This window comes from Pseudomonas retamae (assembly GCF_043496865.1).
GTDB classification, from domain to species: Bacteria; Pseudomonadota; Gammaproteobacteria; order Pseudomonadales; family Pseudomonadaceae; genus Aquipseudomonas; species Aquipseudomonas retamae.
Genome location: NZ_JBIEIL010000001.1, coordinates 473,671 through 500,390 on the forward strand (window position 1 = coordinate 473,671; position 26,720 = coordinate 500,390).

The following is a 26,720-nucleotide window of genomic DNA, read 5'->3' on the forward strand; positions in this document are numbered from 1 at the left end:
CCCGGTTTTGTCCCGACGCGGACTTAACCTTCTGTGGAGCCTTGCCCATGACTATCCGTTCCGTTATGTTCGCCGCCCCGTGGCTGTTGGTCGCTGTGATATCCAGCCCGTTGGCGCTGGCTGCCGAAGAAAACGGCGAGCCGGTGCAAAAACCCGAATGTCCGAAAGGTCAGGTCTGGGATAGCAAATCGCAGAAGTGCGTGTTGCAGACCAGCGCCGTCCACGATTCATCAAAACTTGAACATTGATAAGGGAAGTCGCCATCAGCGAGCAGGCCTTCAGAGCAGAACTCGGACAACATCTGGCGCGACTATGGCGCTACGGTTTGCTGTTGTCGCGCAATCGGCATGTGGCCGAGGATCTTGTGCACGCGACCTGCGTGCGCGCCCTTGGACGTGCGTATCAGTACGTAGCGGGCACGGGTATGGAGCGATGGTTGTTGGATCTGCTGCATTCGATCTGGGTCAACGAAGTACGCACGCGCCGGGTGCGTCAGGAACCCGCGCGGAATGGCGCAGAGGCTCACGATGCCTTTGCCGAGAAATCACACTTTATGGCTGCGCAGGTCATTCGCCGTGTCGATGCCTTGCCGGAAACTCAGCGCGAGACGGTTTATCTGGCTTATGTCGAAGGTTTTTCCTACAGCGAAGTCGCCGAAATTTTGCACGTTCCTGTCGCGACAATCATGACGCGTCTGGCCACCGCCAGATTGAAACTGGCTGAATACCCACCGCTGTACCCGGTTCCGGCCTCTAACAAGGCTGATCCCTCATGAAGGCACCTTCGGATGAGCAACTGGTCGCCTGGCTCGACAATGAACTCGGCGCCGAGCAACGCAGCCTGCTGGAAAAGGCCATCGCGGACGACGCGCTGCTCAACCTGCGCGTGCAGTGGCTCAGTCGGGCTAACCTGCCCTACCAAAACGCCTACGACGAGCTGGCACAACAGGCACCGCTCGAACGTTTGCAGGCGCGGCTGGACGCGATTCCTTCGCCTGAACAGCCAGGGCTGAGTCGGCGCTGGTTTATCGTTGCCGCCGCAGCAGCTTTGTTTGCCGGTGGCGTGTTGGCCGATCGCGCGTTCCTTGGATGGCAGGCAACACGGTCAAACCACGGTTCGCTACCCGCTCGGAACGCGGCAACCAAGCGCCAGCCCATCAGCGGGCACGACGCTGCGCCAGAACTGGAACGCAAGGCGAAATTGTCAAAAGCCGCCTCGGCGCATGAGCGGTCCTGAACTATGCTGAGCGACTGTTTTCAAGGAGGACACGCAATGCCTGATTCATCCCGTACCGCGTTATTGGTGATCGATGTGCAGAACGACTTCATTCCCGGCGGGCAATTGCCAGTGCCGGAAGGTGACGTGATAGTGCCGTTGATCAACCGGCTTGCCAGGCAGTTCAGCCAAGTCGTCATTGCCCAGGACTGGCACCCGCCGGGCCACGCTTCGTTTGCCTCCAGGCATCCCGGCAAGCAACCCTTCGATAGCGTTCAACTGCCCTACGGCGAACAAACGCTGTGGCCGGAGCATTGTGTGCAAGGCACGGCCGGCGCCGAGCTCCACCCTGAACTCGATTTGCCGCACGCCCAACTGATCATCCGCAAGGGCTGCAATCCTGATATCGACAGCTATTCGGCGTTTCTCGAAGCCGATCGCTGCACCACCACAGGCTTGTCGGGCTATCTGAAAGAGCGCGGCATCGACACGGTTTATATGGTCGGCCTGGCGCTGGATTTCTGTGTGATGTTTTCCGCGCTGGATGCGCGAGCGGCGGGTTTCAATGCCTTCGTGGTGCTTGATGCGTGTCGGGCGATTGATATGAATGGTTCACTGCAGTCTGCGATGGAGAGAATGCAGAGCGCCGGCGTCGGATTGATTCAATCGACAGAACTCGCCTGAACAACACATCCCCCCTGTGGGAGCGAGCCTGCTCGCGAAGGCGTCGGATCAGTCGAATCATGCTTCGCTCATAGACTGACTTCGCGAGCAGGCTCGCTCCCACAAGTTCTCAGCGTTTGGAGTCTCAGGGTTTCGTCGGCAACCACAACCTGAACCGCGCGCCACCCAGCGGTGAAGGTTCGACGGTCAGTGTGCCGCCCTGCGCTTCCAGAGCCCGGCGGCTGATCGCCAGGCCCAGGCCAAATCCACCGGTAGCCCGGTCACGACTGCGGTCGAGTCGATAGAACGGTTCGAAAATCCGCTCACGCTCATCGTCGGGAATACCGATGCCGTCGTCGTCGACCCAGATCTCACAGCCCTCGGCATTGACCTGCACGCCAATCTGAATACGTTTTTCGCAATAGCGCATGGCATTGCGCAGCAGATTCTGAATGGCTCGCGCGGTCAGGCGTGGATCAAGCGAGAAGCGCTCGAGCTGACCGTGCAGCAACACGTCGATAACGATCTCCGGCGACTCCAGTTCTTCGTCGACACTGCCCAGAATACTGTCGATGAATTCGTCCAGCGACACCTCGACCTGTTCGGGCAGTTGCGCCGGATTCTGCAAGCGGCTGTAGGACAACAACTCCAGCACCAATTCGTCCAGCTCGCGAATGTGCGCGACCAGCCCCTGCAAGCGCTCGCGGCTGGCGGCTGGCAGGTCGTCGGACAGCGCCAGCGCCAGGCCGAAATCCAGACGCGTCAATGGCGTGCGCAGTTCATGGGAAACGGCGTTGAGCAGATCACGCTGCTGATTGAGCAGTTTTTCGATGTCGCCGGCCATGGTGTCGAAGACGTGCGCGAGGCTGCCGATGTTCGAGCTTGGCGCGATGTGCGTGCGCTCGCTCAAATGCCCTTTACCGAAACGTTCGGCAGTGCCTTTGAGGCGCTCCAGATCGCGCCAGTGCGGGCGCAACCACATCAGCAGGCACGCCAGCAATGTTGCGCCGATCAGCACGTTGATGCTCCAGTACAACAGATCGACATCAACCGGATCGGGCGGCACGACCATCTTCACCGCGGTGGTGTCGTCCAGCGCCGCTACCGCCAGCGTGCGCCAGCCCCAATCGCCGATGCGCACAACGTTTTCCTTACGGCGCAGGCGCTCCCGCTCGATGTCAGTGAACTGTGCGTCATCGATTCGAGCGAGAACGATGTGCAGCGGCTGGAAATCCTTGTCCAACGCCGCTGCCAGGGCCGGCCACTGATCTTGCGGCACCGCGTGAAACTGGCGGGTAATCAGCGATTGCAGACCACGTGAAAAATCGAGGTTGTAAGTGACGAAGCGATCCCGGAACGCCATCACCACCAGATCCGGCACCAGATAGATCGCCGCACTGTAGGAGACGATGGTCACCAGATACAGGCGAAACAGGATGCGAAACATCAGCTCAGCATTCCCATTCGGAGCGGCTGAACAGATAGCCCTTGCCCCATACGGTTTTGATCTTGCGCGCCTCGCCGGCATGGTCGTCGAATTTGCGCCGCAGCTTGGAGATTGCCACGTCCACCGAACGGTCTGTGCCGTTGAATTCGATACCGCGCAGGCGTTGCAGAATCTGGTCGCGGCTGAGTACTTCTCCAGCATGACGGGCGAGAACCACTAGCAAATTGTATTCGCCGCTGGACAATTCCACCGGTTTCTCGCGCCAGGTCACGGTGCGTTCGGACAGGTCGATGCACAGATTGCCCATGACGATACGGTCATTGACCGTCTGCGGCTCGCCCAGGCTGCTGCGGCGCAACAGCGTGCGCACTCGCGCCAGCAGCACGCGCGGTTCACAAGGCTTGGTGACGTAATCGTCGGCGCCCATTTCCAGGCCCAGGACTTGATCGTGGCTGTCATCGCGGGCGGTGAGCATGAGGATCGGCAGCGTCGCCGAATCGGCGCGCAGCAAGCGGCAAACCTGCAGGCCGTCGAGGCCCGGCAGCATCAGGTCGAGGATCACCAGGTCCGGCGGATTGGCCCGCGCCCGCTCGCGCACGTGGTCGCCACGGCCTATGACGCTGACGGAATAACCGTTGCGCTCCAGGTAGCTGGAAATCAGTTCGGCGAGAGCAGTGTCGTCTTCGACCAGGAGGATGTCGGGCATGGGGTGATCCAGATATTGCTGTGGTGGATGTCAGACCGCTTTCGCGAGCAGGCTCGCTCCCACACTTGGAATGCAATCCATCGTGGGAGCGAGCCTGCTCGCGAAAGCGGTTTAACGGTCACAAAAGAATTCAAGGCTTGCAGGATATACGCCCTCACCCCTCCCCGAGCAAAACCCTTACACAATTTCACACAGCGCCTACAAAGCTTCACCGCTACTCTCGGCGTCTGCCCGTAGGATGCGGACTTCAATAGTGGGGGTTGTACATGTCGAACAAACTGCTGGCCGGGCTCGGCCTGATCGCGCTGGCGCTGACGCTGAGCGCCTGTGATTCGTCGTCGGACACCGAAGTGCAGGCACCGCCGGCCACCGTGCGCATCGAGACGATCGAGGCGCATCCCCTGACACTCAGCAGCGAACTCAGCGGGCGCATTGCCGCGCCACGGATTGCCGAAGTCCGCGCAAGGGTGGCCGGCGTGGTGTTGCAGCGTACCTTTCGCGAAGGCAGCGACGTGAAAAAGGGCGATGTGTTGTTTCGCATCGACCCAGCCCCCTTCAAGGCTGATCTCGACAGCGCCGAAGCCGCGCTGCGCAAGGCTCAAGCCAATGCGTTCCAGGCGAAACTGCAAGAGCAGCGCTATGCGCAGTTGATCGACGACAAAGCCATCAGCGCTCAGGACTACGACAACGCCCGCGCCAACGCGCGGCAGACCGCTGCTGACGTAGCGGCAAATAAAGCCGCGGTGGAACGGGCGAAACTGAACCTTGGCTACGCCACCGTTACTGCGCCGATTTCCGGTCGCGTCGGTCGTGCATTGGTAACTGAAGGCGCGCTGGTCGGGCAGAACGAAACCACCCCGCTGGCACTGATTCAGCAACTCAATCCGATCCACGCCGACCTCACTCAGTCGACTCGCGAACTCAACGAATTGCGCCGCGCGTTCCGCTCCGGGCAGTTGCAGGAGGTCGGCCAGGATCAGGTCAAAGCCACGCTGATCCAGGACGACGGCAGCCTGTATCCGCTGCCCGGCAAGTTATTGTTCAGCGATATCACTGTCGATCCGGGCACCGGCCAGATCATCCTGCGCAGCGAATTTCCTAACCCCGATCTGGATTTGCTGCCGGGCAGTTTCATCCGTGTGCGTCTGGAACAGGCAACGATCGCCAATGGCATCACCGTGCCGCAACGCGCCGTGCAGCGTGACAGCGCGGGTATCGCCCAGGTGCTGACGGTCGACGAACAGATGCGCGTCGCCCAGCAACCGGTGCAACTGGGCGCGGTGCAGAACAATCGCTGGATCGTCACCGGCGGTCTCAAGCCGGGCGACCGCATCGTCGTTGAAGGCCTGCAACATGCCCGTCCCGGCGAAACCGTGCAGATCGACGACAGCCCTCTTCCCATTGCCCAGACCTCGGGTCAGTAAGCAGGACGCTTTTTCATGCCGCAGTTCTTTATCGATCGCCCGGTATTCGCCTGGGTTGTCGCGCTGTTCATCCTGCTGGCCGGTGCGCTGGCCATTCCGCAACTACCGGTGGCGCAGTACCCTGACGTCGCGCCGCCGCAGATCGAAATCTACGCCGTGTACCCCGGCGCCTCGGCGCAGACCGTCGATGAAAGCGTGGTCAGCCTGATCGAAGAAGAGCTCAACGGCGCCGATCATCTGCTGTACTTCGAATCGCAGAGCAGCCTCGGCAGCGCGACGATCAAAGCTACTTTCCAGCCGGGTACTAACCCGGAACTGGCCCAGGTTGACGTGCAAAACCGCCTGAAAGTGGTCGAGTCACGCCTGCCGCAAGCAGTCAACCAGCAAGGCTTGCAGGTCGAGAAAGTCTCTTCCGGTTTCCTGTTGCTGATCACCTTGACCTCCAGTGATGGCAAGCTCGACGACGTCGCGCTCAGCGATTATCTGGCGCGCAACGTGATGAACGAGATCAAGCGTCTGGATGGCGTCGGCAAGGCGCAGTTGTATGGCGCCGAGCGGGCCATGCGCATCTGGATCGAACCGCAGAAACTGATCGCTTTCGACCTGACGCCCGCCGACGTCAACGCCGCCATCGTCGCGCAGAACGCGCAGGTGTCCGCCGGCAGCATTGGCGACCTGCCGTCACCGGCGTCGCAGGAAATCACCGCGACCATTCTGGTGAAAGGTCAGCTATCAACGCCGCAAGAATTCGCCGACATCGTGCTCAAGGCCAATCGCGACGGTTCCACCGTGCGCATCGGCGATGTAGCGCGGGTCGAGATCGGCAGTCAGGAATACCAGTTCGGCACACGCTTGAACGGCAAGCCATCAACAGCGGTTGGCGTACAACTGTCGCCGGGGGCCAATGCTCTGAACACCGCAACACTCGTGCGGGCGAAGATGGATGAACTCTCGCGCTATTTTCCGGCAGGCGTTGAATACAAGATCCCGTACGACACCTCGCCCTTCGTCAAAGTCTCGATCACCAAAGTGGTTTACACCCTCGGCGAAGCGATGCTGCTGGTGTTCGCGGTGATGTTCCTGTTCCTGCAGAACGTGCGCTACACGCTGATCCCGACGCTGGTGGTGCCAGTGGCACTGATGGGCACCTTCGCGACCATGCTCGCGCTGGGTTTCTCGATCAACGTGCTGACCATGTTCGGCATGGTCCTGGCGATCGGTATTCTGGTCGACGACGCCATTGTCGTGGTGGAGAACGTCGAGCGGATCATGGCCAGCGAAGGCTTGTCGCCCAAGGAAGCCACGCGTAAAGCGATGACGCAGATTACCGGTGCGATCATCGGCATCACGCTGGTGCTGGTGGCGGTGTTTATTCCGATGGCGTTCATGCAGGGCTCGGTGGGGGTGATCTACCAGCAATTCTCGCTGTCGATGGCCACGTCGATCCTGTTCTCGGCATTCCTCGCCCTGACCTTGACGCCGGCATTGTGCGCAACGCTGCTCAAGCCGATCGCCAAGGGCGACCATCATGAAAAATCCGGATTTTTCGGCTGGTTCAACCGGCGCTTCGAGCAACTGACCGACCGCTATCAGGGCTGGGTCGGCCTTGCGCTGAAACGCAGCGGTCGCTATCTGCTGATTTACGTCGTGTTGCTGGTCGGGCTGGGCCTGTGCTTCGCGCGCCTGCCCTCCTCGTTCCTGCCGGTGGAAGATCAGGGTTACACCATCACCGACATTCAGCTGCCGCCCGGCGCGACCAAAAATCGTACGGTGGCCGTGGCTGAACAGCTTGAGGCGCACAACGCCGGTGAACCGGGTATCAGTGACAGCGTGGTGATTCTCGGTTTCAGTTTCTCCGGTAGCGGGCAGAACGCAGCCTTGGCGTTTTCGACGTTGAAGGATTGGTCGCAGCGCGGCACTGAAGATTCCGCCAGTTCGATTGCTGATCGCGCCAACATCGCTCTGAGTGAAGTCAAGGACGCCATGGCGTTTTCGGTCCTTCCTCCGCCGGTAGACGGCCTCGGCACATCGAGCGGTTTCGAGTTCCGTTTGCAGGATCGTGGCGGGCTCGGCCATGCGACGTTGATGCAGGCGCGCAGCGAATTGCTCGCCGCCGCCGAGAAAAGTCCGATATTGATGAACGTGCGTGAAAGTGCTTTGGCCGAGGCGCCGCAGGTACAGCTCGTCGTTGATCGCAAGCAGGCGAACGCCTTGGGCGTTTCCTTCGCGGACATCGGCAATGCCTTGTCGACTGCGGTGGGCTCGAGTTACATCAATGACTTCCCCAATCAGGGCCGGATGCAGCGCGTTGTCGTGCAAGCAGAAGGCGATCAACGCAGTCAGGTCGCCGATCTGCTGAAAATGCATGTGCGCAACAACACCGGGCACATGGTGCCGCTGTCGGCGTTCGTGCAGGCCAACTGGATTCAGGGCCCGGCGCAGTTGACCCGTTACAACGGCTATCCGGCGATTGCGATTTCCGGCGAACCATCACCGGGGTACAGCACCGGTGAAGCGATGGCGGAAATCGAGCGGCTGGTGGCGCAGGGGCCGAAAGGCCTGGGCCAGGAATGGACCGGCCTGTCGTTGCAGGAACGCTTGTCCGGCAATCAGGCGCCGATCCTGCTCGGATTGTCGCTGCTGGTGGTGTTCCTGTGTCTGGCGGCGCTGTACGAGAGCTGGTCGATTCCGACCTCAGTGTTGCTGGTCGTGCCGCTGGGTGTGCTCGGCGCGGTGCTGGCGGTGACGATGCGTGGGATGCCCAACGATGTGTTCTTCAAGGTAGGCTTGATCACGATTATCGGTCTGTCGGCGAAAAACGCGATTCTGATCATCGAGTTCGCCAAGAGCCTGTATGACGAAGGCCATGACCTGATCGATGCAACGTTGCAGGCAGCACGTTTGCGTCTGCGACCGATCGTGATGACCTCGCTGGCATTCATTCTGGGTGTGGTGCCGTTGGCTATCGCCACGGGCGCCAGTTCGGCAAGTCAGCAAGCCATTGGCACCGGGGTGATCGGTGGGATGATTACCGCGACACTTGCGGTCATCTTCGTGCCGGTGTTCTTTGTTGTTGTGATGAAGCTCGTACAACGATTCACCAAGCCCCACTGATTCCAATTGTGGGAGCGAGCCTGCTCGCGAATGCGCTCGGTCAGTCAACATCAATTTTGAATGTACCGACGCTCTCGCGAGCAGGCTCGCTCCCACAGGAGTTCTGCAAATATCCAGCGCTGTGGTCATGTCCGTCATTGCTGGGCTAATGTGTCTGAACCACTTTGGCCCATAGAGTCCCCATGCGCTTCCTCGCCCGCACCCACCCTCGCCTCTCTGCCGGCTCTCTGCTCGGCCTCGCCACCGGGTTGTTGGTGCCCGCCGACTCCATCATCAGCAAAATCCTCATCGGCTGGAACGCTGGCGTCTGGACATACCTGATCCTGATGTTCTGGCTGACCGTGCGTGCCAAGGCACCGGACGTCAAACGCATCGCTGAAGTCGAAGACGAAAATGCCGGGCTGGTGCTGTTCGTGGTGTGCACCGCCGCGCTAGCCAGCCTTGCGACCATCACCTATGAGTTGGCCGGGACCAGGGATCTGGAAACCACGCGCAAGCTCATGCATTACGGCTTCACAGCGCTGACAGTGATCGGTTCATGGCTGCTGATCGGGGTGATTTTCTGTGTCCACTACGCGAGGTTGTATTACACCTGGAACGGCAAGAAGCCAGCGCTGCGTTTCGCCGAAGGGCTGACCACCCCCAATTATTGGGACTTTCTTTACTTTTCGTTCACTATCGGCGTCGCGGTGCAGACAGCCGATGTCGGCGTGGCGACTCGGGAAATGCGGAAAATCGTGCTGGTGCAAGCGTTGATCGGGTTTGTATTCAACACGGCTATTTTAGGATTCTCGATCAATATTGCTGCGAGTTTATTTGGCTAACGTCGCGGCGTATCCAACCCTTAATAGCTATCTGCAATCAAAAACGAGCTTAAAATAACCTTATAATCTTTAAACCTGTCAACTCTGACAGGTCACAAGCGCTGCCATTAATGTTTTGATCATTCACCCCTGAATTTCGTTAAGGGATTATCTATTAATGACCCCGGAGATCTCGCATCATGAATCCTTTACCAAATAGCTGCACTGGAAAAGTCAACGAAGAAGATTTTACCGCGAGCATGGTACAACTGACATCCAAATCGTTTTCGCCACCGCGCAATGAATCACTAGAATTGTATGCAAGACTTCGGCCTGATGACACACTCAAAGAAATAAAAGTGTCGTTCTCTTTAACAGTTGTAGGACAATTACAGCAATTATTCCCCGACACCGGACTTGTTCGAGTTACCTACAAAGACAACACAAACCCTTCAACCCCTATTACCTATACTCAGGAAAGTGGTACAGCTTTTCCACAGTTTGACACCGTCAAAAACATGTACACAGGAACATTGAACAATGTCGTCGTTGTTAATGATGATGATGACGTCCGTAAAACATTGACTCTTAACATCCGCTTCGAAGCCACTGTAGCTGCACTAGAGCAAGCGAACGCACGCGCCGCCTGATTAGAATAAGCAGAGCGCATCAAAATATCGCTTCCAAAAAAAACACTCCCCACCGAAAGTAAGGAGTGTTTTTTTCAAGTCTGTCTTTTAATAAATCAGAAGCTCCAGCGACCACCAAAATTGAGGCCGAAAGGTTTTTCGATATTTTTGCCATTGCTATAGTCAAAGTCAGCGTGTATTTGCAAACGATCGGTCATCGCGAGTGCGATACCGGCAGCCGCTATTGCGCGAGACCCAGACAGGTCATTGTTGAAAACGTTGTTGTTGACGCTCACATCATTATTCTTGATGAACTCATGCGCCACTGCTGCCCGTACATACGGCTGCACCTTGACGCCGCTCCGCAGATCGAAATTGCGCCCCATGGTCATGCCGAATTCACCCAATAATGAGCGGGTGCGATCACCTTCCGCTTGCATGTCATTGTCCAGGGAAAAATCTTTACCCTGAATAAGTACAGCTGACCATTGTGTGTAAGGTTCTATGAAATATGCTTGTTCAAGCTTGATATGACGTCCGAATTCAATGGAACCTCCAATGCCGGAGTTATCGTAATCGCCTTTGGCTCTGCGCCCATCACTCAAGCCCACTTTGGCGTCATTATTGAACCTGTTGACCTTCACCACGCCATCGAAATAGTAACCGCTTGCGTCGATCCAGGTAGCGTAACTGCCAAGATAATAGCTTGAGATTTCGCCGGAAGTTCCGCCTTGAAGATTGAGGTCAGACTTGCTGTGGCCGGCCATCAGGCCAACAAGCCATTGCCCGTCTCCAAACGGTAGCAGACCATCGACACCCAATGTGAAACCCTGTTGATTTTGCTGATAAGCGACACCAGAGCCATCGGCAACATTATATCTATTGGCATAGGTGTTACCCCATGTTCCGGCCTGTGCACCATTGAATCGCAGCTCGCCCATACGCGAACGCAAAGAAGTAAGCTCGCCGTACCATACGGTCGGCGCGGTGTTGAAAAGTGCCAGAACAGAGCGAGCTCCAGGACTGACAGTCCGAGTCGCTGGATCAAGGATCCAGTCATTGCCGCTTTTGGCCAGGTCGTAAGAAAATGCCCCTTGGTCGACACTCCTGGCGGTAAAGAACTGCGCATCGCCACCGGCTGTTTGAACCACTCGGATTGGTTGTCCTGCCGCCGGGTCGACGCCGCTGGCGCTAATCACCAGTTCATGTCGGCCGCTTGCCGAACCTGTGATGTTGAGGACGTCGGTTTGACCGGTGGAAAAATTGGTACCCAATTCAAAGCGACCGTTGCCTGAAAGCTGATTCACGTCCAGTTGATAAAAAGCGTCCGTTCCACCGAAGGCGACCGTGCCGCCATTCAACACCAGCTTTTCGAGCTGGCTATCGCCAACCAATACCCAGCGAGAATTGTCATTGATGCTTGCACTGGATACGTTTTCCAGACGACCGGTCAAAGTCGAATGGTTCTGCAACGTCAGATCGAGGGTACTGCCTGCTTCATTGACGATATTTCCAGTCAGCAAGCTGCTGTTGACTGTGAGAGCTGTATCGGCCCCCCCGCGCACATCCACGAGTGTGTTGTTCCCAGCCAGTAACGACGAACTAGTGAGGGTAATTGTGGACGTGGAAGTGCCCGCGTCTTCAAAGTCAACGAGGATCGCAGATCCAGTGATGCCCTGGACGGTCGTGTTGTTCAGCTCAAGGATCGAGGGCTGGGCGGAAAGCGTATCGAGACTCAGGACCACACCGTTTTGACCACCTGTGATTGTACTGTCGGTAGCTACCGCCTGTGCGCTCGCAAGCGTTAAGCCGTAGCTGGTTGCTCCCGTTCCCCGGATTTGTGAGTCGCTCACATCCAGACGGCTGAACGCGCTTACCAAGGCCCCCCCCCTTTCACCGCTGATCATGCTTTTACCGCTGACGGCAGCCGTTGAACCCGACTGTGTGAAAGCGGAGCGAACAACCTGAAGGCCTACACGGTTACCTGTAATCGTGCTGCTTTCAATATCGGCGGTGCTGTTGAGGATCACCACAGCGGCGACTCCGGAAACTCCGTTAACCGCTGCGCCGTTCAGATTTACCTGAGAACCATTACGCGCGGAGATTTGCTGAGTGATGCCGCCCGGGTTGACGTTCAGGGTTGAACGGTCGGCGTTGATAAAAAGTGTTTCTGCACCATTGACGTTTAGCGTGGCGTTGGAAATCAAGTCCCATCGCTCTGGCGTTCCGCCAGTGATCGTCACTGTGCTCCCGTTCACAGGCGCCGCTAAAGCGAAGGGAGCAAACAGAGAAATGAAAGGTAAATAAACTAATGATTTGCGCACGGGTGTTACGCAAACAGACTGACACTTGCTTCGCATAGTGGGCACCTGCATTAAGAGAACCGGTTTGGGTCACTTATGAATGACCCGCGAGGGTCACAAGGCTAGCGCGAGACCCTCCCCCCTTCTGTAGGATTAATCCCTTTAGCAGAGGGAAATTTCCCCTTTTGTTAATCGTGAAAAGCTGAAAGTGCAACGAACAAGGATGCTCGTTGCACTTTCAGGTCGGTGTGATCAAGGAGCTGTCGCATCCTCGCAATATTGCCCGGTGCTGTTCTGCAGTATGACACCGGCTTTCGCTTCAGCAGAAGGTGGCGTATCACCGAGGCCGGAGCGAGTTATTGTATAAGAGACCCGTCCTTCAGCTCCATGTCCTGGTTTGAAGTTGGTTACATAGTCACCAATATCAATAGTGACCCCTTCATCCGGATAAGGAGTAGTAATTGCATGCTTAGCAGTCACTTCAGTGTTTTCTACCAAAACGTCGTTGATATAGGCACCGAATTTTACGGTAATCTCCTCTTGCACTACCGTGTAATCACTTTTCGGCACGACTACCTGCAAGGTCCGTCTGCCACCAGCGCCTATGACATCAAGTGTTGGGCAACCGATCAGGTTCTGGTCCTTACCCGTCAGGTACAAAATTGTCGGTGCGGCTGTCTGGATAGGAAACTCATCGACAGTGATGGGCTTTGGTGGAGATTTGGTAAAGTTTGGATCTGTTGCAGTATAAAGAACCCACTGCAATGGTTTGCTGCCCGTACCTTCAGCGAAAATAGTTGGCCACGGTAAGGTGCCCGTCAACTCCGTGCCCTCCTGACCATCTCTAAGCTTAATCGTCTCTCCTACCTTTTTATCTGCATACAAAACGTCGACCAGCCAACTCTCTTCGGTTGGCGGTGCATCAAACAATTTGATGGTATAAGTTGCGTTCGCGTCATAATCTACTTCCTTGATAGCATCATCCGAGCCGCCTCCGCCTTTCAGTGTAGGAACAGGAAGATTTATATTGACCGGATCTGGCTCACCCGGATTAGGTGGACCGATGGTGAAAAGATTGACCTGGATTATTTTGTTGCTGCCACCGATTGAGGTAGCCCCTCGGTACATCAGATAAGAAACGTCAGTTGGCTTGTCATCGTCAGTTACGCCATAGGCGGACTTTATTTTCGCATAGTCCACCCTCCAGGTCAGTTGTCCGTTAACCGCGTCAGCAACAGACTTTTCTTCGAGTGGTTGGGTCGCCCACTTGGGAATGATGGAATGGGCGGGAGAGTTCGGAACAGGCACTTCAATCACGACATCGACACCAGCGAAGCAATCCTGCATGTCGATACGGTCATCGCCATTCTCTCCATTAGCCAGAGGTATTACTGGTGGTTTGAACACTGTGGGATCTTCTACACGCCTGACCTCTCGGGAGGCTGGGTTTGAGATTTTACCCACGTTACCCGCGACATCTGTGGCGCGATAAACCAATGTGTTGACGCCCTCTTCCGATTCTTCAAAGACACTGATCGGTATGGCCGCCTCCAGACTTGAGGGCAAAGTGCCTCGAAATACAGGCTCATCAACTGCAGGGTCTGGCGATATGCCCCAAAAGAACTCAAAAATATCCTTGGCGTCATAGGTCAAGCTAACCGATGAAGGCTTGACGATAATTCCGTCCGGGTTGGCTTCAATATATTCCTCATCGATTGGATCAGTCGGGGGAAGATCTTGAGGAAATGCGGCGGCTTTGGGCTTGAGATCGGATGCTGGGTCTTTCACCTGATACGGTCGAGTCTTGTCAATCATATACTCGGCGATAAGCGAGAGCCCTCCATTTGCCCCAGCGTACCAGTAGTTGTACCGAATTTCGTAACTGGTTGGCTCAGGAGGTTGAGACTCTTCATTCAGCCATGGACCTAATGGAATTGTCTTTGCCATCGGCCAGACTCTTTTACTTAGATCCGGATCCAAGTCAAACGAGTCAATTTCAACCCAACCAGGCGCATCTTTTTTTCGAATTAAAATGTCAATGATGTCGTTTTGATGTTCTTGCAGCGGCTTCGGAATGGTGAACTCCAACGGAGCATTCAGTTTGGCAACAGGTATCCTCAAATCTCCATCAATAGTTTGCTCGGTAATAGTAACCGCCACGCCGGGATCGGCCAGGGCGGCGTCCGACATCCGTTTCAAAATTACCGCTTTTCGATTCAAGCCCGCATTTTTGATTAGTTCATTCATTGCTGCATCTCCTTTATCAACATAAATGGCAACACGACTTCAATCTGTGGCCGGTCTCTCGAACGCGCTAACTAAACGCGCTTCGCAGAAAAACTTTCTGGGCCACACGGAGGATAGCCAGCTCTTACTCTGTCGATCTTTACCCAACCAATTTCCGACTCACCCACCAGCTTTGCTCCGCGATATATCCGATAGACTATCGACGCGGATGCATCATCAACCATAGGCACTATGTATGGGTCGTAAGGTTCAACCACCTCGCTGTAACCTACACGTATATCCTCACGGCTTAATGCCCTTCGCTGAAAAACCTTACTGACGATAGCTGGGCCACTCGCATTCGGCGATAAATAGCCCCGCCAGGTAACCTCAATGAAATCACCTGGTATGAAGTCTACTAATGGCGGTACGTCAAAATGCACGCCTTCCCATATAGGCGGATTAGTACTGCAATTCAAATATCCTCGGTCTGTCGCATCAGGAAAGCTTGCTGGTTTAAGATCATAGATAGGCGGAAAATGATCAATCGTTAGTTTCCGCTGTTCAGAATACGCTGGGTTATCCGCATTGTTATATTGCACATACCGCAACCAACCGAACCCATCATTCATCAAATGCTCAGGACCGATATCAATCCGGAACTCTGGCTTTATATCGTCAGGGTAATAGTCCTTGGTTATGGAAACCCGCTCCCCCGTCTGTTCGAAGATGACCTCAAGTCGGTCTCGCTCACCGGGTTTGGTGACAGGGTTTGGCCATAACGGTACGACGACCACAATGCCTTCGGTTAATAAAGGCAGCGGAATTATGCCCTCAGGGTCTACGTCGTGATCGGGCATACCCTCGACCGACGGTGGTTTGTATGCTGGCGCATCTTCAATGGTCATGCCCACTTCCTTGAATACTCTCGCGATATCTGACCTGAATTAAGCGCTTAAGCTGTAATGCTGCCTACTGTCAGATCTGACAGGTAAACCGACCATTCATCGCTTTTTTCCTGCCGAGAAGCCTGCGCAGGGCTTGACGTAAGCGAACGGCGATGCTCTTCTGAAACCGGTTTCAACAATAAAACAAACTTATCGATGACAGGCCACGCCTCGTGAGCAACTTTTCAACTGCGCAACGTGAACGCGTCACTATGCTCGACGTCGCCGAACGCGCCGGCGTCTCCAAGGCCAGCGTCTCGCGCTTCATCGGCGATGACCGCGCCCTCCTCTCCGACGCTATCGCGCTGCGCATTGAGCGAGCCATCGACGAACTCGGCTACCGCCCCAACCAAATGGCGCGCGGTCTCAAACGTGGGCGCACGCGCCTGATCGGCATGCTGGTCGCCGATATCCGTAACCCTTATTCGATTGCCGTGATGCACGGGGTGGAAACCGCCTGCCGTGCGCACGGCTACAGCCTGGTGGTGTGCAACACCGACCGTGATGACGAGCAGGAACGCCAGCACCTGGCACTGTTGCGCTCGTACAACATCGAAGGGCTGATCGTGAACACCCTTGGCCATCACCGTGACGAGCTGCACGAACTGCACCGCGAGATGCCGCTGGTGCTGGTGGATCGCAAAGTTGCCGGCCTCAACAGCGACATGGTCGGACTGAACAATCCGCAGGCAGTAGAAATGGCGTTGGCACATCTTGAGCAACGCGGTTATCGCGATCTGTTGTTGATCACCGAACCGTATGACGGCACCAGTTCACGTATCGAACGAGTCAGCAGTTTTCAGGCGCAGATTGCGCAGCGTCCGGGTCTCACCGGGGCAGTGCTGGAAACCGGCGCTGATCTGCAAGCGCAACTTCAATCATTTTTAAGCACACCAGGAAACGGGCCGAAAGCGCTGTTCTGCGCGAATGGCGTAGCGGCGCTGGCAGCCACGACGGCATTGCGCGCGACCGGCTCGCGGCTGTTTGAAGATGTCGGGTTGATCGCACTGGATGATCTGGATTGGTATCCGTTGGTCGGCAGCGGGATTACTGCGCTCGCGCAGCCGACGCAGAAGATTGGCGCGCGGGCGTTCGAGTGTCTGCTCAGGCGTTTGCGTGGGGATGATGAATTGGCGCGGGTGATGGATTTTGCGCCGGTGCTGGTTGAGCGAGGATCTACCCGTGGGGTTGGCGGTGTTTGAGTTGACGCTTTCGCGAGCAGGCTCGCTCCCACAGGTGACCGCGTTCCAATGTGGGAGCTGACCTTCCAGCGAAGGGTACAAAAGAACGTTGATATTTTTTTGAACAAAAATGAAACCGGTTTCAGAGGTAGATAACAATGAATAAACCTGCCGTTTCCATCAGTCTTTCCAGCTACGGCGCCGACCTTGTGCGCCAGCGCGGGCAAGATTCTTTCATCGACGTTCTGGCCGCGGCCGGGGCCAATCGCATTGAGTGGCGTGAAGAACTGCTGACCCGCGAAGAGCCGGCGCAATTGGCTGCGGCCACCCAGGCGCAGGGCTTGCAAAGCATTTATTCCTCACCGACCGAACTGTGGCTCGCCGGCCAGGCGCAACCGAATCCCGAATTGATCACCGCGCTGCAACAGGCTGAAGCCTTCGGTTCGAAATGGCTGAAAGTCTCCCTCGGCTATTTCACCGACACCAACGACCTGCAAGCTTTGTCCGAAAGTCTGCAACGAACCTCGGTGCAGTTGCTGGTGGAAAACGATCAGACCTTGCACGGCGGGCGCATCGAACCGTTTCAGCGCTTCTTCGCGGCGGTGGAGCAGCACAACCTGCCAATCAAAATGACCTTCGATATCGGCAACTGGCAGTGGCAGGACCAGTCCGCCGCCAGCGCCGCCCGCCTGCTCGGCCGGCATGTCGGTTATGTGCATTGCAAAGCCGTGGCGCGCCGCGCCGACGGCAAACTGGTCGCCGTGCCGCCCGCCGTCAGTGACCTGCATCTGTGGGAACAACTGCTGCGGCACATGGCCCAAGGCGTTATGCGCGCGGCCGAATACCCGTTGCAGGGCGATGATCTGCTGCAACTGACCACCGAGCATGTCGCCGCCCTCGCCCGCCTCGGCCAATCGCGTCTGGAGCCTGCCCATGTCTGAGATCGATATCCTCTCGTTCGGTGAAACCATGGCGATGCTGGTCGCCGAGCAGACCGGTGATCTGGCGGCGGTCGAACACTTTCACAAACGCATCGCCGGTGCCGACAGCAATGTGGCCATCGGGCTTTCGCGGTTGGGTTTCAATGTCGCGTGGCTGAGCCGGGTCGGTAATGATTCGCTCGGGCGCTTCGTGGTCCAGACTTTGGTCAAGGAGGGACTGGATTGCAGCCATGTCGATGTCGACCCACAGCACCCGACCGGTTTCCAGTTCAAGTCGCGCAACGACGATGGCAGCGACCCGCAGGTCGAGTATTTCCGCCGCGGGTCGGCGGCCAGTCATCTGTCTCCGCAATCGATCACCTCCGACTTGCTCAACGCCCGCCATTTGCACGCCACCGGCATTCCGCCGGCGCTCTCTGACACCGCGCGCGAATTGTCCTTTGAATTGATGAGTCGTATGCGCCATGCCGGGCGCAGCGTTTCCTTCGACCCCAATCTGCGCCCGAGCCTGTGGGCCAGCGAGCGCGAGATGATCAGTGAGATCAACCGCCTCGCCGCCCTTGCCCATTGGGTCTTGCCGGGCTTGAGCGAGGGACGCCTGCTGACCGGTTTCGAAGACCCGGCGGACATCGCTGCGTTCTATCTCGACCAAGGCGCCGAAGCAGTGGCGATCAAGCTCGGGCCGCAGGGCGCTTATTACCGCACGCAACTGGATCAGGGCTTTGTCGCTGGTGTGCCGGTGGCCCAGGTCGTCGATACGGTCGGTGCTGGTGACGGCTTTGCGGTGGGGCTGATCAGCGCCCTGCTCGAGCATCAAAGTGTGCCCGAGGCGGTGCAACGCGCGAACTGGATTGGCAGTCGGGCGGTGCAGAGTCGTGGGGATATGGAGGGCCTTCCTACCCGCCTGGAATTATCCGGTGAATTTGAGGCCGTCTTCGCGAGCAGGCTCGCTCCCACCTTTGAAATGCAATCTTCTGTGGGAGCGAGCTTGCTCGCTAAAGGGCCCGCCTGATCAGCACAAACTGAATGAACCTGCTGCGACAAAAACAACAAGCTCAGGAGCAAGACCATGAAAAACGCTACCCTCGCCACCCGCCGCTGGTGGTACATCATGCCGATCGTGTTCATCACCTATAGCCTGGCGTATCTTGATCGCGCCAATTATGGCTTCGCCGCCGCTTCCGGCATGGCCGAAGACCTGATGATCACCCCGGGCCTGTCCTCGCTGCTCGGTGCGCTGTTCTTTCTCGGTTACTTCTTCTTCCAGGTGCCTGGTGCGGTCTACGCGCAAAAGCACAGCGTCAAGAAGCTGATTTTTGTCAGCCTGATCCTCTGGGGCGGCCTCGCTACCCTGACTGGCGTGGTCTCCAACGCCTATTGGCTGATTGTGATCCGCTTCATGCTCGGCGTGGTCGAAGCCGCGGTGATGCCAGCGATGCTGGTCTATCTGTGCCACTGGTTCACCCGTGCCGAACGTTCGCGGGCCAACACTTTTCTGATCCTCGGCAACCCGGTAACCATGCTGTGGATGTCGGTGGTTTCAGGTTATCTGGTGCAGCACTTCAGCTGGCGCTGGATGTTCATCATCGAAGGCTTGCCGGCGGTGCTGTGGGCGTTCATCTGGTGGCGTCTGGCCGATGATCGTCCGGCCCAGGCCAAGTGGCTGAACGATCAGGAAAAGCACGATCTGGAAAGCGCACTGGCCGCCGAACAGGTCGGCATCAAAGCGGTGAAGAACTACGCCGAAGCGTTTCGTTCGCCGAAGGTGATCATTCTCGCGTTGCAGTTTTTCTGCTGGAGCATCGGCGTCTACGGCTTCGTCTTGTGGCTGCCGTCGATCCTCAAGGCAGGGGCAAAAATGGACATGATCGAGGCTGGCTGGCTGTCGGCGCTGCCGTATCTGGCGGCGGTGATCGGCATGCTTGCGGTGTCGTGGGGGTCGGACAAGTTGCAGAAGCGCAAACGCTTCGTCTGGCCGCCGCTGTTGATCGCGTCCATCGCGTTCTACGGTTCCTACGCGCTCGGCGCGGAACATTTCTGGTGGTCGTACACGCTGCTGGTGATTGCCGGCGCCTGCATGTACGCGCCGTACGGGCCGTTTTTCGCGATCGTCCCGGAGATCCTCCCGGCCAACGTCGCCGGTGGCGCCATGGCGCTGATCAACAGCATGGGCGCGCTCGGCTCGTTCGGCGGCTCGTATCTGGTCGGTTATCTGAACAGCTCCACCGGCTCGCCCGGCGCGTCCTATCTGTTGATGAGCGGCGCCTTGCTGCTGTCGGTGGTGCTGACGATTTTTCTCAAGCCCGGCGCCAGTGACCGCGTCGTCGCCAAAGCCGTTGCCACGCCGCGCGTGCCGGCGCATTCCTGAAAGGACTTTGTCATGAAAAAACACGTCGTGCTGTACAAGAAACTCTCGCCCGAGTTGATGGCGCGTCTGCAAGAGCAGTTCGAAGTGACGCTGATCGAAAGCCTCGATGCCGACGGACTCATGCAACTGCGTGATGCCCTGCCCCGCGCTCACGGCTTGCTCGGCGCGAGTCTGAAACTCGACGCCGCGTTGCTTGATCTGGCGCCGCAACTGCAAGCCATCGCCAGCGTGTCGGTCGGTGTCGACAACTACGACATCGATTACCTCAGCCGTCGCAAAATCATGCTGACCAACACCCCGGACGTACTCACCGAAACCACCGCCGACACCGGTTTCGCCTTGATTCTCGCGGCCGCTCGGCGGGTGGTCGAACTGGCCAACATGGTGCGCAGCGGCCAGTGGGGCCGCAACATCGGGCCGGCGCATTTCGGCACTGATGTGCATGGTAAGACGCTCGGCATCATCGGCATGGGCCGCATCGGCGAGGCGTTGGCCCAGCGCGGGCATTTCGGTTTTGGCATGCCGGTGATCTACCACAGCCAGTCGCGTAAACCGGCAGTCGAGGAACGCTTCGATGCGCAATATTGCAGCCTCGAAGACTTGCTCAGACAGGCGGATTTCATTTGCCTGACCTTGCCACTGACGGCGCAGACAGAAAAATTGATTGGCGCCGAACAGTTTGCCTTGATGCGTCCGGAGAGCATTTTCATCAATATCTCGCGCGGCAAGGTAGTCGACGAAGCGGCAATGATTGAGGCGCTGCGTCATCAGCGCATTCGTGCGGCGGGCCTTGATGTGTTCGAGCGTGAACCGCTCGATCATGACTCGCCGTTGTTGCAGCTCAACAATGTGGTGGCGACGCCGCACATAGGTTCGGCGACCCATGAAACTCGCGAGGCGATGGCGCGGTGTGCGGTGGAGAATCTGCTGGCGGCGTTGGCTGGGGGGAAACCGGCGAATCTGGTGAACCCTCTAAACTGATCGTTCCCACGCTCCCGCGTGGGAATGCAGCCCGGGACGCTCTGCGTCCCTTCGGAAGCTGGAACGCGGAGCGTCCCTTGAGGCATTCCCACGCAGAGCGTGGGAACGATCAGTGCGCGAGGTACGGCCGGGGACCATCAGGCACTGCGCGCCTGTAAAAGCTGTGCCGCGCACAGTGCAATCCGCGCGCAGGCGTCGGCCAGTTTCACCCGCTCGACCACCAGGCCAATGCGGATATGCCCCGCAGCACTCGGGCCGAATGCTTCACCGGCCAGTACCGATACGCCATAACCTTCGAGCAATCGTTCGGCAAACGCCTGAGCACCGAGCCCGGTCTGGCGCACATCGACCATCACGAACATACCGCCATCGGGCCGGACCGGGTGCAGCCCCGGGCAACCGTGCAAACGCTCGCAAACCAGATCGCGGCGCAGGCGATACTCCTCGCGCATCTGCGTCACTTCCGGCAGATCACTTTGCAGTGCGACCTGTGCGGCTTTTTGCACGAAGTCCGGCAATCCGAAGAGCATGCTGAGCGACAGGTTGACCAAATGATCGGCCAGCGGTTTCGGCCCGATTATCCAGCCGATGCGCCAACCGGTCATGGCGTGGGATTTCGACAGGCTGTTGATCGTTGCCGTGCGTTCGGCCATGCCGGGCAGGCTCGCCGGGCTGATGTGCCGGCCTTCGTAAAGCAGTTCGCTGTAGACCTCGTCGCTGATCAGCCACAGGTCATGGCGGATGCACAGCGCCGCCAGTTCCTGCCAGATCAACAGCGGCAAGCTTGCACCGCTGGGGTTGTTCGGGCTGTTGAGCAACATCGCGCGAGTCTTTGCAGTAATACGCGCCGCGACATCGGCCGGGTCGACGCGAAAACCATTTTCCGGGCGCACCGGGACTGGAATGACCGTTGCGCCGCAAGCGCCGAACACGCCTTCGTAAGTGACGTACATGGGTTCCGCGACGATCACTTCATCGCCGGGATCGAGCAGACATTGCGCTACCGAATACACCGCGCATTGCGCGCCGGGCAAGACAATCACTTGATCAGGGTCAACGCGCTGACCACTGCGCTGGCAATGGCGCTCGGCAATCAGCCTGCGCAGCTCGAGCCGGCCACGGATATCAGCGTAATGCGTATCGCCGGCCAACAGGCTGTCGATGGCGCCATGGACAATCGGCAGCGGCGTATCGAAGTCCGGATCGCCGACGCTCAACAGCAGAATATCGACTCCTTCGGCGCGCAACGCCAACGCTCGGTCGTGAATCTGCCAGGCGGCGGCGCCCTCTCCGGCAATGCGTTGGGTCAAGGCTGAATAGCGCATGTACGTCTCCTGATCGCGCGGTTTCCAGCCTTCACCGTATCTCAAATCACGAAACGCGCCACCATCGCATTCAAATCCACTGCCAGACGCGACAGTTCATGAGTTGCGGCGCTGGTCTGGTTGGCCCCGGCTGCGGACTGCGTGGCCAGATCGCGGATGTTGACCAGGTTGCGATCGACTTCACGCGAAACCTGCGCCTGCTCTTCCGAAGCACTGGCGATGACCAGATTGCGCTCGTTGATCTGATGGATTGACTGGGTAATCTGCTCCAGCGCGACGCCAGCGGCACGGGCCATTTCCAGGATGATCTGGGTGCGCTGGTTGCTTTGCTGCATTGAGGAAACGGCCTCACCGGTGCCGTTCTGAATGCCGGCGACCATTTTTTCGATTTCCTGGGTCGATTGCGCCGTGCGGTGGGCGAGCGCCCGTACTTCGTCTGCCACCACGGCAAAACCACGTCCGGCTTCACCGGCGCGCGCCGCTTCAATCGCGGCGTTAAGCGCCAGCAGGTTGGTCTGTTCGGCGATGGCGCGGATCACGTCGAGCACTTTGCCAATGTCGCGACCCTGGGCGGCAAGGCCTTCGATCATCTGCGCGGTGTTCTGCACGTCATGGGTCATGGTCTGGATCGCGTCGACGGTTTTCACCACTTGATCGCGCCCTTCGCGGGCGGCGTGGGTCGACTGATTAGAAGCTTCGGAGGTCGATACCGCATTGCGCGCGACCTCTTCGACGGCGGCGGTCATCTCGTTGACGGCGGTGGCGGCCTGTTCGATCTCGTTGTTCTGCTGCTGCAAACCGCGCGAGGCTTCTTCGGTGACGGCGCTGAGTTCTTCGGCCGCCGCGCCCAATTGCGTGGCGGAACCGGCGATCTGTTCGATGGTTTGACGCAGGTTCACCTGCATCGCCGCGAGGGCTTCGAGCAGGCGCGCCGGCTCGTCCTTGCCGTCGACTTCGATGGCTTTGCTCAGGTTGCCGCTGGCGATGGTTTGCGCAGCCAGCACCGCACGGTTCAGTGGCGTGACGATGCTGCGGGTCAGCAACCACGCGAGCAACACGGTGGCCAGCGCTGCGATCACCGCGACAATGATGATGCCGGTGATGGCGCTGTCGTAATAGTCGCCGGCACGAGTCGATGCGGTTTTAGCATCGGCGGCATTGATTGCGATCAGTTTGTTCAACTGCTCGCCCATCTGGTCGGTGCCTTCCTTGATTCGCGTGTTGATCAACGCACGCAACTCGTCCATTTTGTCTTGACGCGACAACTCGAGCATCTGGTTCTGCGCTTGCACGTAGTTGTCCAGCGTGGTTGAAAACGTCTGGTACAGCGCACGTTCTTCCGGGCCCGCATGCAGTTCGGCATAAGCGGCTTGTGCCTTGCGCGCCTTTTCGACCAGCACGGCGATACGCGTCTGCGCTTCCTGCAACGCGGCAGGCTCGCGATTGACCAACACGCGGAACGAGAGGATGCGCATCCGCAGGACGTTTTCGGTTATCACACTGAGATGGGTCACGCTGGGCAATTGCGTCGAATTCATATCGATCGACGCTTGGCGGATGACCGACATGCGATTGACGGCAAACACGCCAAGCACGACGACCAATAAAGCAATGAAGGCAAAACCGAGGAACGCACGGGGCGCGATATTCAGGTTACGCAAGGACATGGCTGAACTCTCAAGATAGAAGCTACGAGCGTCCATGCCATATCACTGAGCCATTGGGGTGGGCTGCAGTTCGGCGCCACTGTTTTGGGAGTTTTGTGTGCGCCTGACCTTTGTATCGGCCAGGCTTGAGGAAGATTGCGGGTCCGTTGAAAGTATTTTTATCGGTGTTTCAAGGATGAAACACTGGTCGAGCATTTCACAAGCTGCGCCGCGCCATCTGCCACACACGAGCAATGTCCGTGGCGCGTTCACGCAACAACCGTGGCGCTTCGGCGCAGGCCTGTTCCAGGGTCATCGGTCCGCTGGTCACGGCGAATGCCGCGTCGATCCCGTGGCCATACAGTTCCTGATAACCGTCGCCGAGGGTGCCAGCAATCACCACCACCGGCACACCGTGTTGTTTGGCGATCCGTGCAACGCCGAACGGCGTCTTGCCACGCAGCGTCTGCGCGTCGAAGCGCCCTTCCCCGGTGATCACCAGATCGGCATCTTTGACCGCATCGGCGAGCCCCACCAGCTCGGCTACCACCTCAACGCCGGCCTGAAACTGCGCACCGAGAAATGCCTTGGCGGCAAAGCCGAGACCGCCGGCAGCGCCGCTGCCGGGTTCATCGCGGACGTCTTTGCCCAGCGCCTGCGCGCACTGTTCGGCAAAGTGTCCCAAGGCTTGATCAAGTTGCTGCACCTGAGCAGGTGTCGCGCCTTTCTGCGGACCGAAGATCGCTGATGCACCGTGCGGGCCGCAAAGTGGATTGTTGACGTCAGCAGCGATGTCGAAACGCACGTGCGCCAAGCGTGGGTCGAGTCCGCTCAGGTCCAGCCGCGCCAGGTGCGCCAATGCCAGTCCGCCGGGGACCAGCGGCTGATCCTGCGCATCGAGCAGTCTCACCCCCAGCGCCTGCATCGCGCCGGCGCCGCCATCGTTGGTGGCGCTTCCGCCAATCGCCAGAATCACCCGTTGTGCGCCGGCATCCAGCGCCGCGCCAATCAGTTCGCCGGTGCCAAACGTGCTGCTGATGCAGGCATCGCGCTGCCCCGGTGGCACCAATTGCAAGCCACTGGCCTCGGCCATTTCGATGATCGCGGTCTGGGTGTGCGGCAACCAGCCCCACGCGGCCTCGACCGGCGCCCCGAGCGGGCCACGCACGCGGCTGCGGCGCAGTTCGCCTGCACAGGCCGCCAGAATCGATTCCACCGTGCCTTCACCGCCATCGGCCATCGGGCATTTGACCAGCGTCGCCTGCGGCCACACCTGCGCCAGGCCGAGGGCGATGGCTTCGGCGACGCCCTGAGCACTGAGGCTGTCCTTGAATGAATCGGGGGCGATGACGACTTTCATGGGAATTCTCCGGTGGCAATGTCCGTCATGCTGCCAGTCGGTCGGTGTGTTGACGCCAGTCGGTTGCACAAGGGCTGGAGAGGATTGTTGTTCATTTTCACAAAAGACTTGTATTGAATCTGCCGGCCCCTTCGCGAGCAGGCTCGCTCCCACAGGAGTACTCATTCCAAATGTGGGAGCGAGCCTGCTCGCGAAGGCGTCTTCGAAGGCGCCAGATCAATGCGGATCCGTCTGCGGCAACAGCTGCACCCCCAGATACAACGCCAGCATCCCGTCCAGCCTGAGCGGATCGACGCCACTCAACTCGGCAATCCGCTCCATCCGGTAACGCAGGCTGTTGCGATGAATGCCCAAGGCATCGGCACAGGCCTGACTCTGGCCGTCGTGCTCACACCAGCTGCGCAGCGTCGCCAGCAGTTGGCCGTTGCTGTCCTTGGCAATCACCTTGCGCAGCGGTTTGAGCAATTCGTCCAGCGCGTCATCGTTGCGATGGCGCCAGAGCATCACCGGCAATCGATAACGGTTGAGCGTCAGCACGCGCGAATGCGGCAAGACTTCGCGCCCGTAGGCGAGCAGATCGCCGACCCGCCGATAACAGCGGCGCAACCCGGCCAGCCCGTCGGCCTGCCCGCCCACGGCCATGCGCAGGATCTTCCAGCCGAGGCCATCGAGTTTTTCCAGCAAGCGCTCGTGCTCAATGTGCTGACTCGCCGGGCGACACCACAGCAGCGATGACTGCGCCGAACTTACGCACCAGCTGTCCGGGTAACGCGTCATCAGCCAGGCACTCAGCGCCTCGACCGTTTGCCCCGGACCGTGCTCCAGACCCAACTCGAACAGGTACGGCACCCGCGTCAATTGCGGCTTGAGCCCCAGTTGCTGCGCCTCGTCAACCAGCCGCGGCGAATCACCCGCCTCGCTCAGCAACAGCGCCAGCAGGTCATCACAACGCTGGCGCCGCCATTGCTGCTCGGCCTGCTGGTTGCGCTGGCCGACGAGCATTTCTGCGGTCATGCGCACCAGTTCAGCATAGGTGCGCAGTTGTTCGGGTTCCCCGGTAATGCCAAGTACGCCGATCAAACGCTGATCAAGCAGCAGCGGCAGGTTGATGCCCGGTTGCACGCCTTTGAGATGCACCGCCGTCTGCGCATCGATTTCGACCACGCGTCCATTGGCCAGCACCAGTTGCGCACCCTCGTGGCGAGTATTGATGCGCTCCGGTTCGCCACTGCCGAGGATCAGCCCCTGGCTGTCCATGACGTTGACGTTGTAGGGCAAAATGGCCATCGCCCGGTCGACGATGTCCTGGGCGAGGTCGTGATCAAGTTCGAACATGACAGCGGCAATCCTTGATTTTCGGTGCGTGCGATTGTTCACCCGCACAGGGTCTGCCGACAAACCCTGTGCTCAGGCACAAAGACAATCCGGCCAGAGGTGGCCG

Annotated in this window: 22 protein-coding genes; 13 read left to right on the top strand and 9 right to left on the bottom strand. The window is 58.3% G+C overall.

The genetic code is table 11. From position 1 onward, the window contains the following. Positions 1 to 47 precede the first annotated feature (47 nt). Genes ACGSLL_RS01940 through pncA form a run of 4 tightly spaced genes read left to right on the top strand, consistent with a single transcriptional unit; the run spans position 48 to position 1,899 of the window. Positions 48 to 248: a carbohydrate-binding module family 14 protein gene (locus tag ACGSLL_RS01940; RefSeq protein ID WP_394502628.1), complete on the top strand. Its 201-nt coding sequence runs from the start codon at positions 48 to 50 to the stop codon at positions 246 to 248. A 53-nt stretch (positions 249 to 301) separates the two neighbouring features. After that, the gene (locus tag ACGSLL_RS01945) at positions 302 to 775 is read left to right on the top strand and encodes a sigma-70 family RNA polymerase sigma factor (protein WP_394503078.1); all 474 of its coding nucleotides are present in this window, start codon (positions 302 to 304) and stop codon (positions 773 to 775) included. After that, positions 772 to 1,236 carry a hypothetical protein gene (locus ACGSLL_RS01950; RefSeq protein ID WP_394502630.1) on the top strand — a complete coding sequence of 155 codons (465 nt, stop codon included), beginning with the start codon at positions 772 to 774 and terminating at the stop codon, positions 1,234 to 1,236. Before ACGSLL_RS01945 ends, ACGSLL_RS01950 begins: the two co-directional genes overlap by 4 nt. Positions 1,237 to 1,272: 36 nt before the next feature. Further along, positions 1,273 to 1,899 (top strand): bifunctional nicotinamidase/pyrazinamidase, encoded by a 627-nt coding sequence (gene pncA, locus ACGSLL_RS01955; protein WP_394502632.1) that lies wholly within the window; start codon positions 1,273 to 1,275, stop codon positions 1,897 to 1,899. Positions 1,900 to 2,023: 124 nt separating this feature from the next. Here pncA and ACGSLL_RS01960 read toward each other — a convergent pair whose 3' ends face one another. Both ACGSLL_RS01960 and ACGSLL_RS01965 read right to left on the bottom strand, forming a co-directional pair. After that, positions 2,024 to 3,325, bottom strand: coding sequence for an ATP-binding protein (locus ACGSLL_RS01960; protein ID WP_394502634.1), 1,302 nt, complete (start codon positions 3,323 to 3,325; stop codon positions 2,024 to 2,026). A gap of 4 nt (positions 3,326 to 3,329) precedes the next feature. Further along, complete coding sequence (locus ACGSLL_RS01965; RefSeq protein WP_394502636.1) at positions 3,330 to 4,031, bottom strand: response regulator; 702 nt, start codon at positions 4,029 to 4,031, stop codon at positions 3,330 to 3,332. 266 nt (positions 4,032 to 4,297) lie between these two features. Between ACGSLL_RS01965 and ACGSLL_RS01970 the strand changes: the two genes are divergently transcribed. From ACGSLL_RS01970 to ACGSLL_RS01985, 4 genes are all read left to right on the top strand, one after another. Next, a complete protein-coding gene (locus tag ACGSLL_RS01970; RefSeq protein ID WP_394502639.1) occupies positions 4,298 to 5,455 on the top strand; it encodes an efflux RND transporter periplasmic adaptor subunit in 1,158 nt (385 codons plus the stop codon). Positions 5,456 to 5,470: 15 nt separating this feature from the next. After that, on the top strand, positions 5,471 to 8,569 hold the full coding sequence (locus tag ACGSLL_RS01975) for a multidrug efflux RND transporter permease subunit (protein ID WP_394502641.1): 3,099 nt from the start codon (positions 5,471 to 5,473) through the stop codon (positions 8,567 to 8,569). A 182-nt stretch (positions 8,570 to 8,751) separates the two neighbouring features. After that, positions 8,752 to 9,393 (top strand): DUF1345 domain-containing protein, encoded by a 642-nt coding sequence (locus ACGSLL_RS01980; RefSeq protein WP_394502642.1) that lies wholly within the window; start codon positions 8,752 to 8,754, stop codon positions 9,391 to 9,393. A 179-nt stretch (positions 9,394 to 9,572) separates the two neighbouring features. After that, positions 9,573 to 10,022 carry a hypothetical protein gene (locus ACGSLL_RS01985; protein WP_394502643.1) on the top strand — a complete coding sequence of 150 codons (450 nt, stop codon included), beginning with the start codon at positions 9,573 to 9,575 and terminating at the stop codon, positions 10,020 to 10,022. A gap of 95 nt (positions 10,023 to 10,117) precedes the next feature. On the opposite strand, the gene ACGSLL_RS01990 is transcribed toward ACGSLL_RS01985, so the two are convergent. The 3 genes from ACGSLL_RS01990 to ACGSLL_RS02000 form a co-directional block, all read right to left on the bottom strand. Next, on the bottom strand, positions 10,118 to 12,244 hold the full coding sequence (locus ACGSLL_RS01990; RefSeq protein ID WP_394502644.1) for an autotransporter outer membrane beta-barrel domain-containing protein: 2,127 nt from the start codon (positions 12,242 to 12,244) through the stop codon (positions 10,118 to 10,120). Between the two features lie 312 nt (positions 12,245 to 12,556). Continuing rightward, positions 12,557 to 14,551, bottom strand: a complete 1,995-nt coding sequence (locus tag ACGSLL_RS01995; RefSeq protein ID WP_394502646.1) for a hypothetical protein — start codon at positions 14,549 to 14,551, stop codon at positions 12,557 to 12,559. 71 nt (positions 14,552 to 14,622) lie between these two features. Next, positions 14,623 to 15,438, bottom strand: a complete 816-nt coding sequence (locus ACGSLL_RS02000; RefSeq protein WP_394502648.1) for a hypothetical protein — start codon at positions 15,436 to 15,438, stop codon at positions 14,623 to 14,625. 212 nt (positions 15,439 to 15,650) lie between these two features. Here ACGSLL_RS02000 and ACGSLL_RS02005 point away from each other — a divergent pair, with 212 nt between their 5' ends. The 5 genes from ACGSLL_RS02005 (at position 15,651) to ACGSLL_RS02025 (ending at position 20,948) form a co-directional block, all read left to right on the top strand. Beyond that, complete coding sequence (locus tag ACGSLL_RS02005) at positions 15,651 to 16,679, top strand: LacI family DNA-binding transcriptional regulator (protein ID WP_394502650.1); 1,029 nt, start codon at positions 15,651 to 15,653, stop codon at positions 16,677 to 16,679. A gap of 137 nt (positions 16,680 to 16,816) precedes the next feature. Then, the gene (locus ACGSLL_RS02010) at positions 16,817 to 17,599 is read left to right on the top strand and encodes a sugar phosphate isomerase/epimerase family protein (RefSeq protein ID WP_394502652.1); all 783 of its coding nucleotides are present in this window, start codon (positions 16,817 to 16,819) and stop codon (positions 17,597 to 17,599) included. Continuing rightward, complete coding sequence (locus ACGSLL_RS02015) at positions 17,592 to 18,611, top strand: sugar kinase (RefSeq protein ID WP_394502654.1); 1,020 nt, start codon at positions 17,592 to 17,594, stop codon at positions 18,609 to 18,611. The genes ACGSLL_RS02010 and ACGSLL_RS02015 overlap by 8 nt, the downstream gene beginning before the upstream one ends. Positions 18,612 to 18,668: 57 nt before the next feature. Further along, positions 18,669 to 19,967 (top strand): MFS transporter, encoded by a 1,299-nt coding sequence (locus tag ACGSLL_RS02020; RefSeq protein WP_394502656.1) that lies wholly within the window; start codon positions 18,669 to 18,671, stop codon positions 19,965 to 19,967. Between the two features lie 12 nt (positions 19,968 to 19,979). After that, a complete protein-coding gene (locus ACGSLL_RS02025) occupies positions 19,980 to 20,948 on the top strand; it encodes a 2-hydroxyacid dehydrogenase (RefSeq protein ID WP_394502658.1) in 969 nt (322 codons plus the stop codon). A 137-nt stretch (positions 20,949 to 21,085) separates the two neighbouring features. Here the strand turns inward: ACGSLL_RS02025 and ACGSLL_RS02030 are convergent, their stop codons facing one another. The 4 genes from ACGSLL_RS02030 to ACGSLL_RS02045 form a co-directional block, all read right to left on the bottom strand. Further along, entirely contained in the window at positions 21,086 to 22,273 is a 1,188-nt protein-coding gene (locus ACGSLL_RS02030) for a pyridoxal phosphate-dependent aminotransferase (RefSeq protein ID WP_394502660.1), read from the bottom strand. Between the two features lie 41 nt (positions 22,274 to 22,314). After that, positions 22,315 to 23,940, bottom strand: a complete 1,626-nt coding sequence (locus tag ACGSLL_RS02035) for a methyl-accepting chemotaxis protein (RefSeq protein WP_394502662.1) — start codon at positions 23,938 to 23,940, stop codon at positions 22,315 to 22,317. Positions 23,941 to 24,136: 196 nt separating this feature from the next. Further along, complete coding sequence (locus ACGSLL_RS02040; RefSeq protein WP_394502665.1) at positions 24,137 to 25,279, bottom strand: glycerate kinase; 1,143 nt, start codon at positions 25,277 to 25,279, stop codon at positions 24,137 to 24,139. A 216-nt stretch (positions 25,280 to 25,495) separates the two neighbouring features. Further along, a complete protein-coding gene (locus ACGSLL_RS02045) occupies positions 25,496 to 26,614 on the bottom strand; it encodes a sugar diacid recognition domain-containing protein (protein ID WP_394502667.1) in 1,119 nt (372 codons plus the stop codon). Positions 26,615 to 26,720: the final 106 nt, after the last annotated feature.

Excerpts from the sequence above, each read along its gene's own strand:
- ACGSLL_RS01940 (WP_394502628.1), top strand. The coding sequence starts at position 48 with ATGACTATCCGTTCCGTTATGTTCGCCGCCCCGTGGCTGTTGGTCGCT.
- ACGSLL_RS01950 (WP_394502630.1), top strand. The coding sequence starts at position 772 with ATGAAGGCACCTTCGGATGAGCAACTGGTCGCCTGGCTCGACAATGAA.
- pncA (WP_394502632.1), top strand. The coding sequence starts at position 1,273 with ATGCCTGATTCATCCCGTACCGCGTTATTGGTGATCGATGTGCAGAAC.
- ACGSLL_RS01960 (WP_394502634.1), bottom strand. The coding sequence starts at position 3,325 with ATGTTTCGCATCCTGTTTCGCCTGTATCTGGTGACCATCGTCTCCTAC.
- ACGSLL_RS01965 (WP_394502636.1), bottom strand. The coding sequence starts at position 4,031 with ATGCCCGACATCCTCCTGGTCGAAGACGACACTGCTCTCGCCGAACTG.
- ACGSLL_RS01970 (WP_394502639.1), top strand. The coding sequence starts at position 4,298 with ATGTCGAACAAACTGCTGGCCGGGCTCGGCCTGATCGCGCTGGCGCTG.
- ACGSLL_RS01975 (WP_394502641.1), top strand. The coding sequence starts at position 5,471 with ATGCCGCAGTTCTTTATCGATCGCCCGGTATTCGCCTGGGTTGTCGCG.
- ACGSLL_RS01980 (WP_394502642.1), top strand. The coding sequence starts at position 8,752 with ATGCGCTTCCTCGCCCGCACCCACCCTCGCCTCTCTGCCGGCTCTCTG.
- ACGSLL_RS01985 (WP_394502643.1), top strand. The coding sequence starts at position 9,573 with ATGAATCCTTTACCAAATAGCTGCACTGGAAAAGTCAACGAAGAAGAT.
- ACGSLL_RS01995 (WP_394502646.1), bottom strand. The coding sequence starts at position 14,551 with ATGAATGAACTAATCAAAAATGCGGGCTTGAATCGAAAAGCGGTAATT.
- ACGSLL_RS02000 (WP_394502648.1), bottom strand. The coding sequence starts at position 15,438 with ATGACCATTGAAGATGCGCCAGCATACAAACCACCGTCGGTCGAGGGT.
- ACGSLL_RS02010 (WP_394502652.1), top strand. The coding sequence starts at position 16,817 with ATGAATAAACCTGCCGTTTCCATCAGTCTTTCCAGCTACGGCGCCGAC.
- ACGSLL_RS02015 (WP_394502654.1), top strand. The coding sequence starts at position 17,592 with ATGTCTGAGATCGATATCCTCTCGTTCGGTGAAACCATGGCGATGCTG.
- ACGSLL_RS02020 (WP_394502656.1), top strand. The coding sequence starts at position 18,669 with ATGAAAAACGCTACCCTCGCCACCCGCCGCTGGTGGTACATCATGCCG.
- ACGSLL_RS02025 (WP_394502658.1), top strand. The coding sequence starts at position 19,980 with ATGAAAAAACACGTCGTGCTGTACAAGAAACTCTCGCCCGAGTTGATG.
- ACGSLL_RS02030 (WP_394502660.1), bottom strand. The coding sequence starts at position 22,273 with ATGCGCTATTCAGCCTTGACCCAACGCATTGCCGGAGAGGGCGCCGCC.
- ACGSLL_RS02035 (WP_394502662.1), bottom strand. The coding sequence starts at position 23,940 with ATGTCCTTGCGTAACCTGAATATCGCGCCCCGTGCGTTCCTCGGTTTT.
- ACGSLL_RS02040 (WP_394502665.1), bottom strand. The coding sequence starts at position 25,279 with ATGAAAGTCGTCATCGCCCCCGATTCATTCAAGGACAGCCTCAGTGCT.
- ACGSLL_RS02045 (WP_394502667.1), bottom strand. The coding sequence starts at position 26,614 with ATGTTCGAACTTGATCACGACCTCGCCCAGGACATCGTCGACCGGGCG.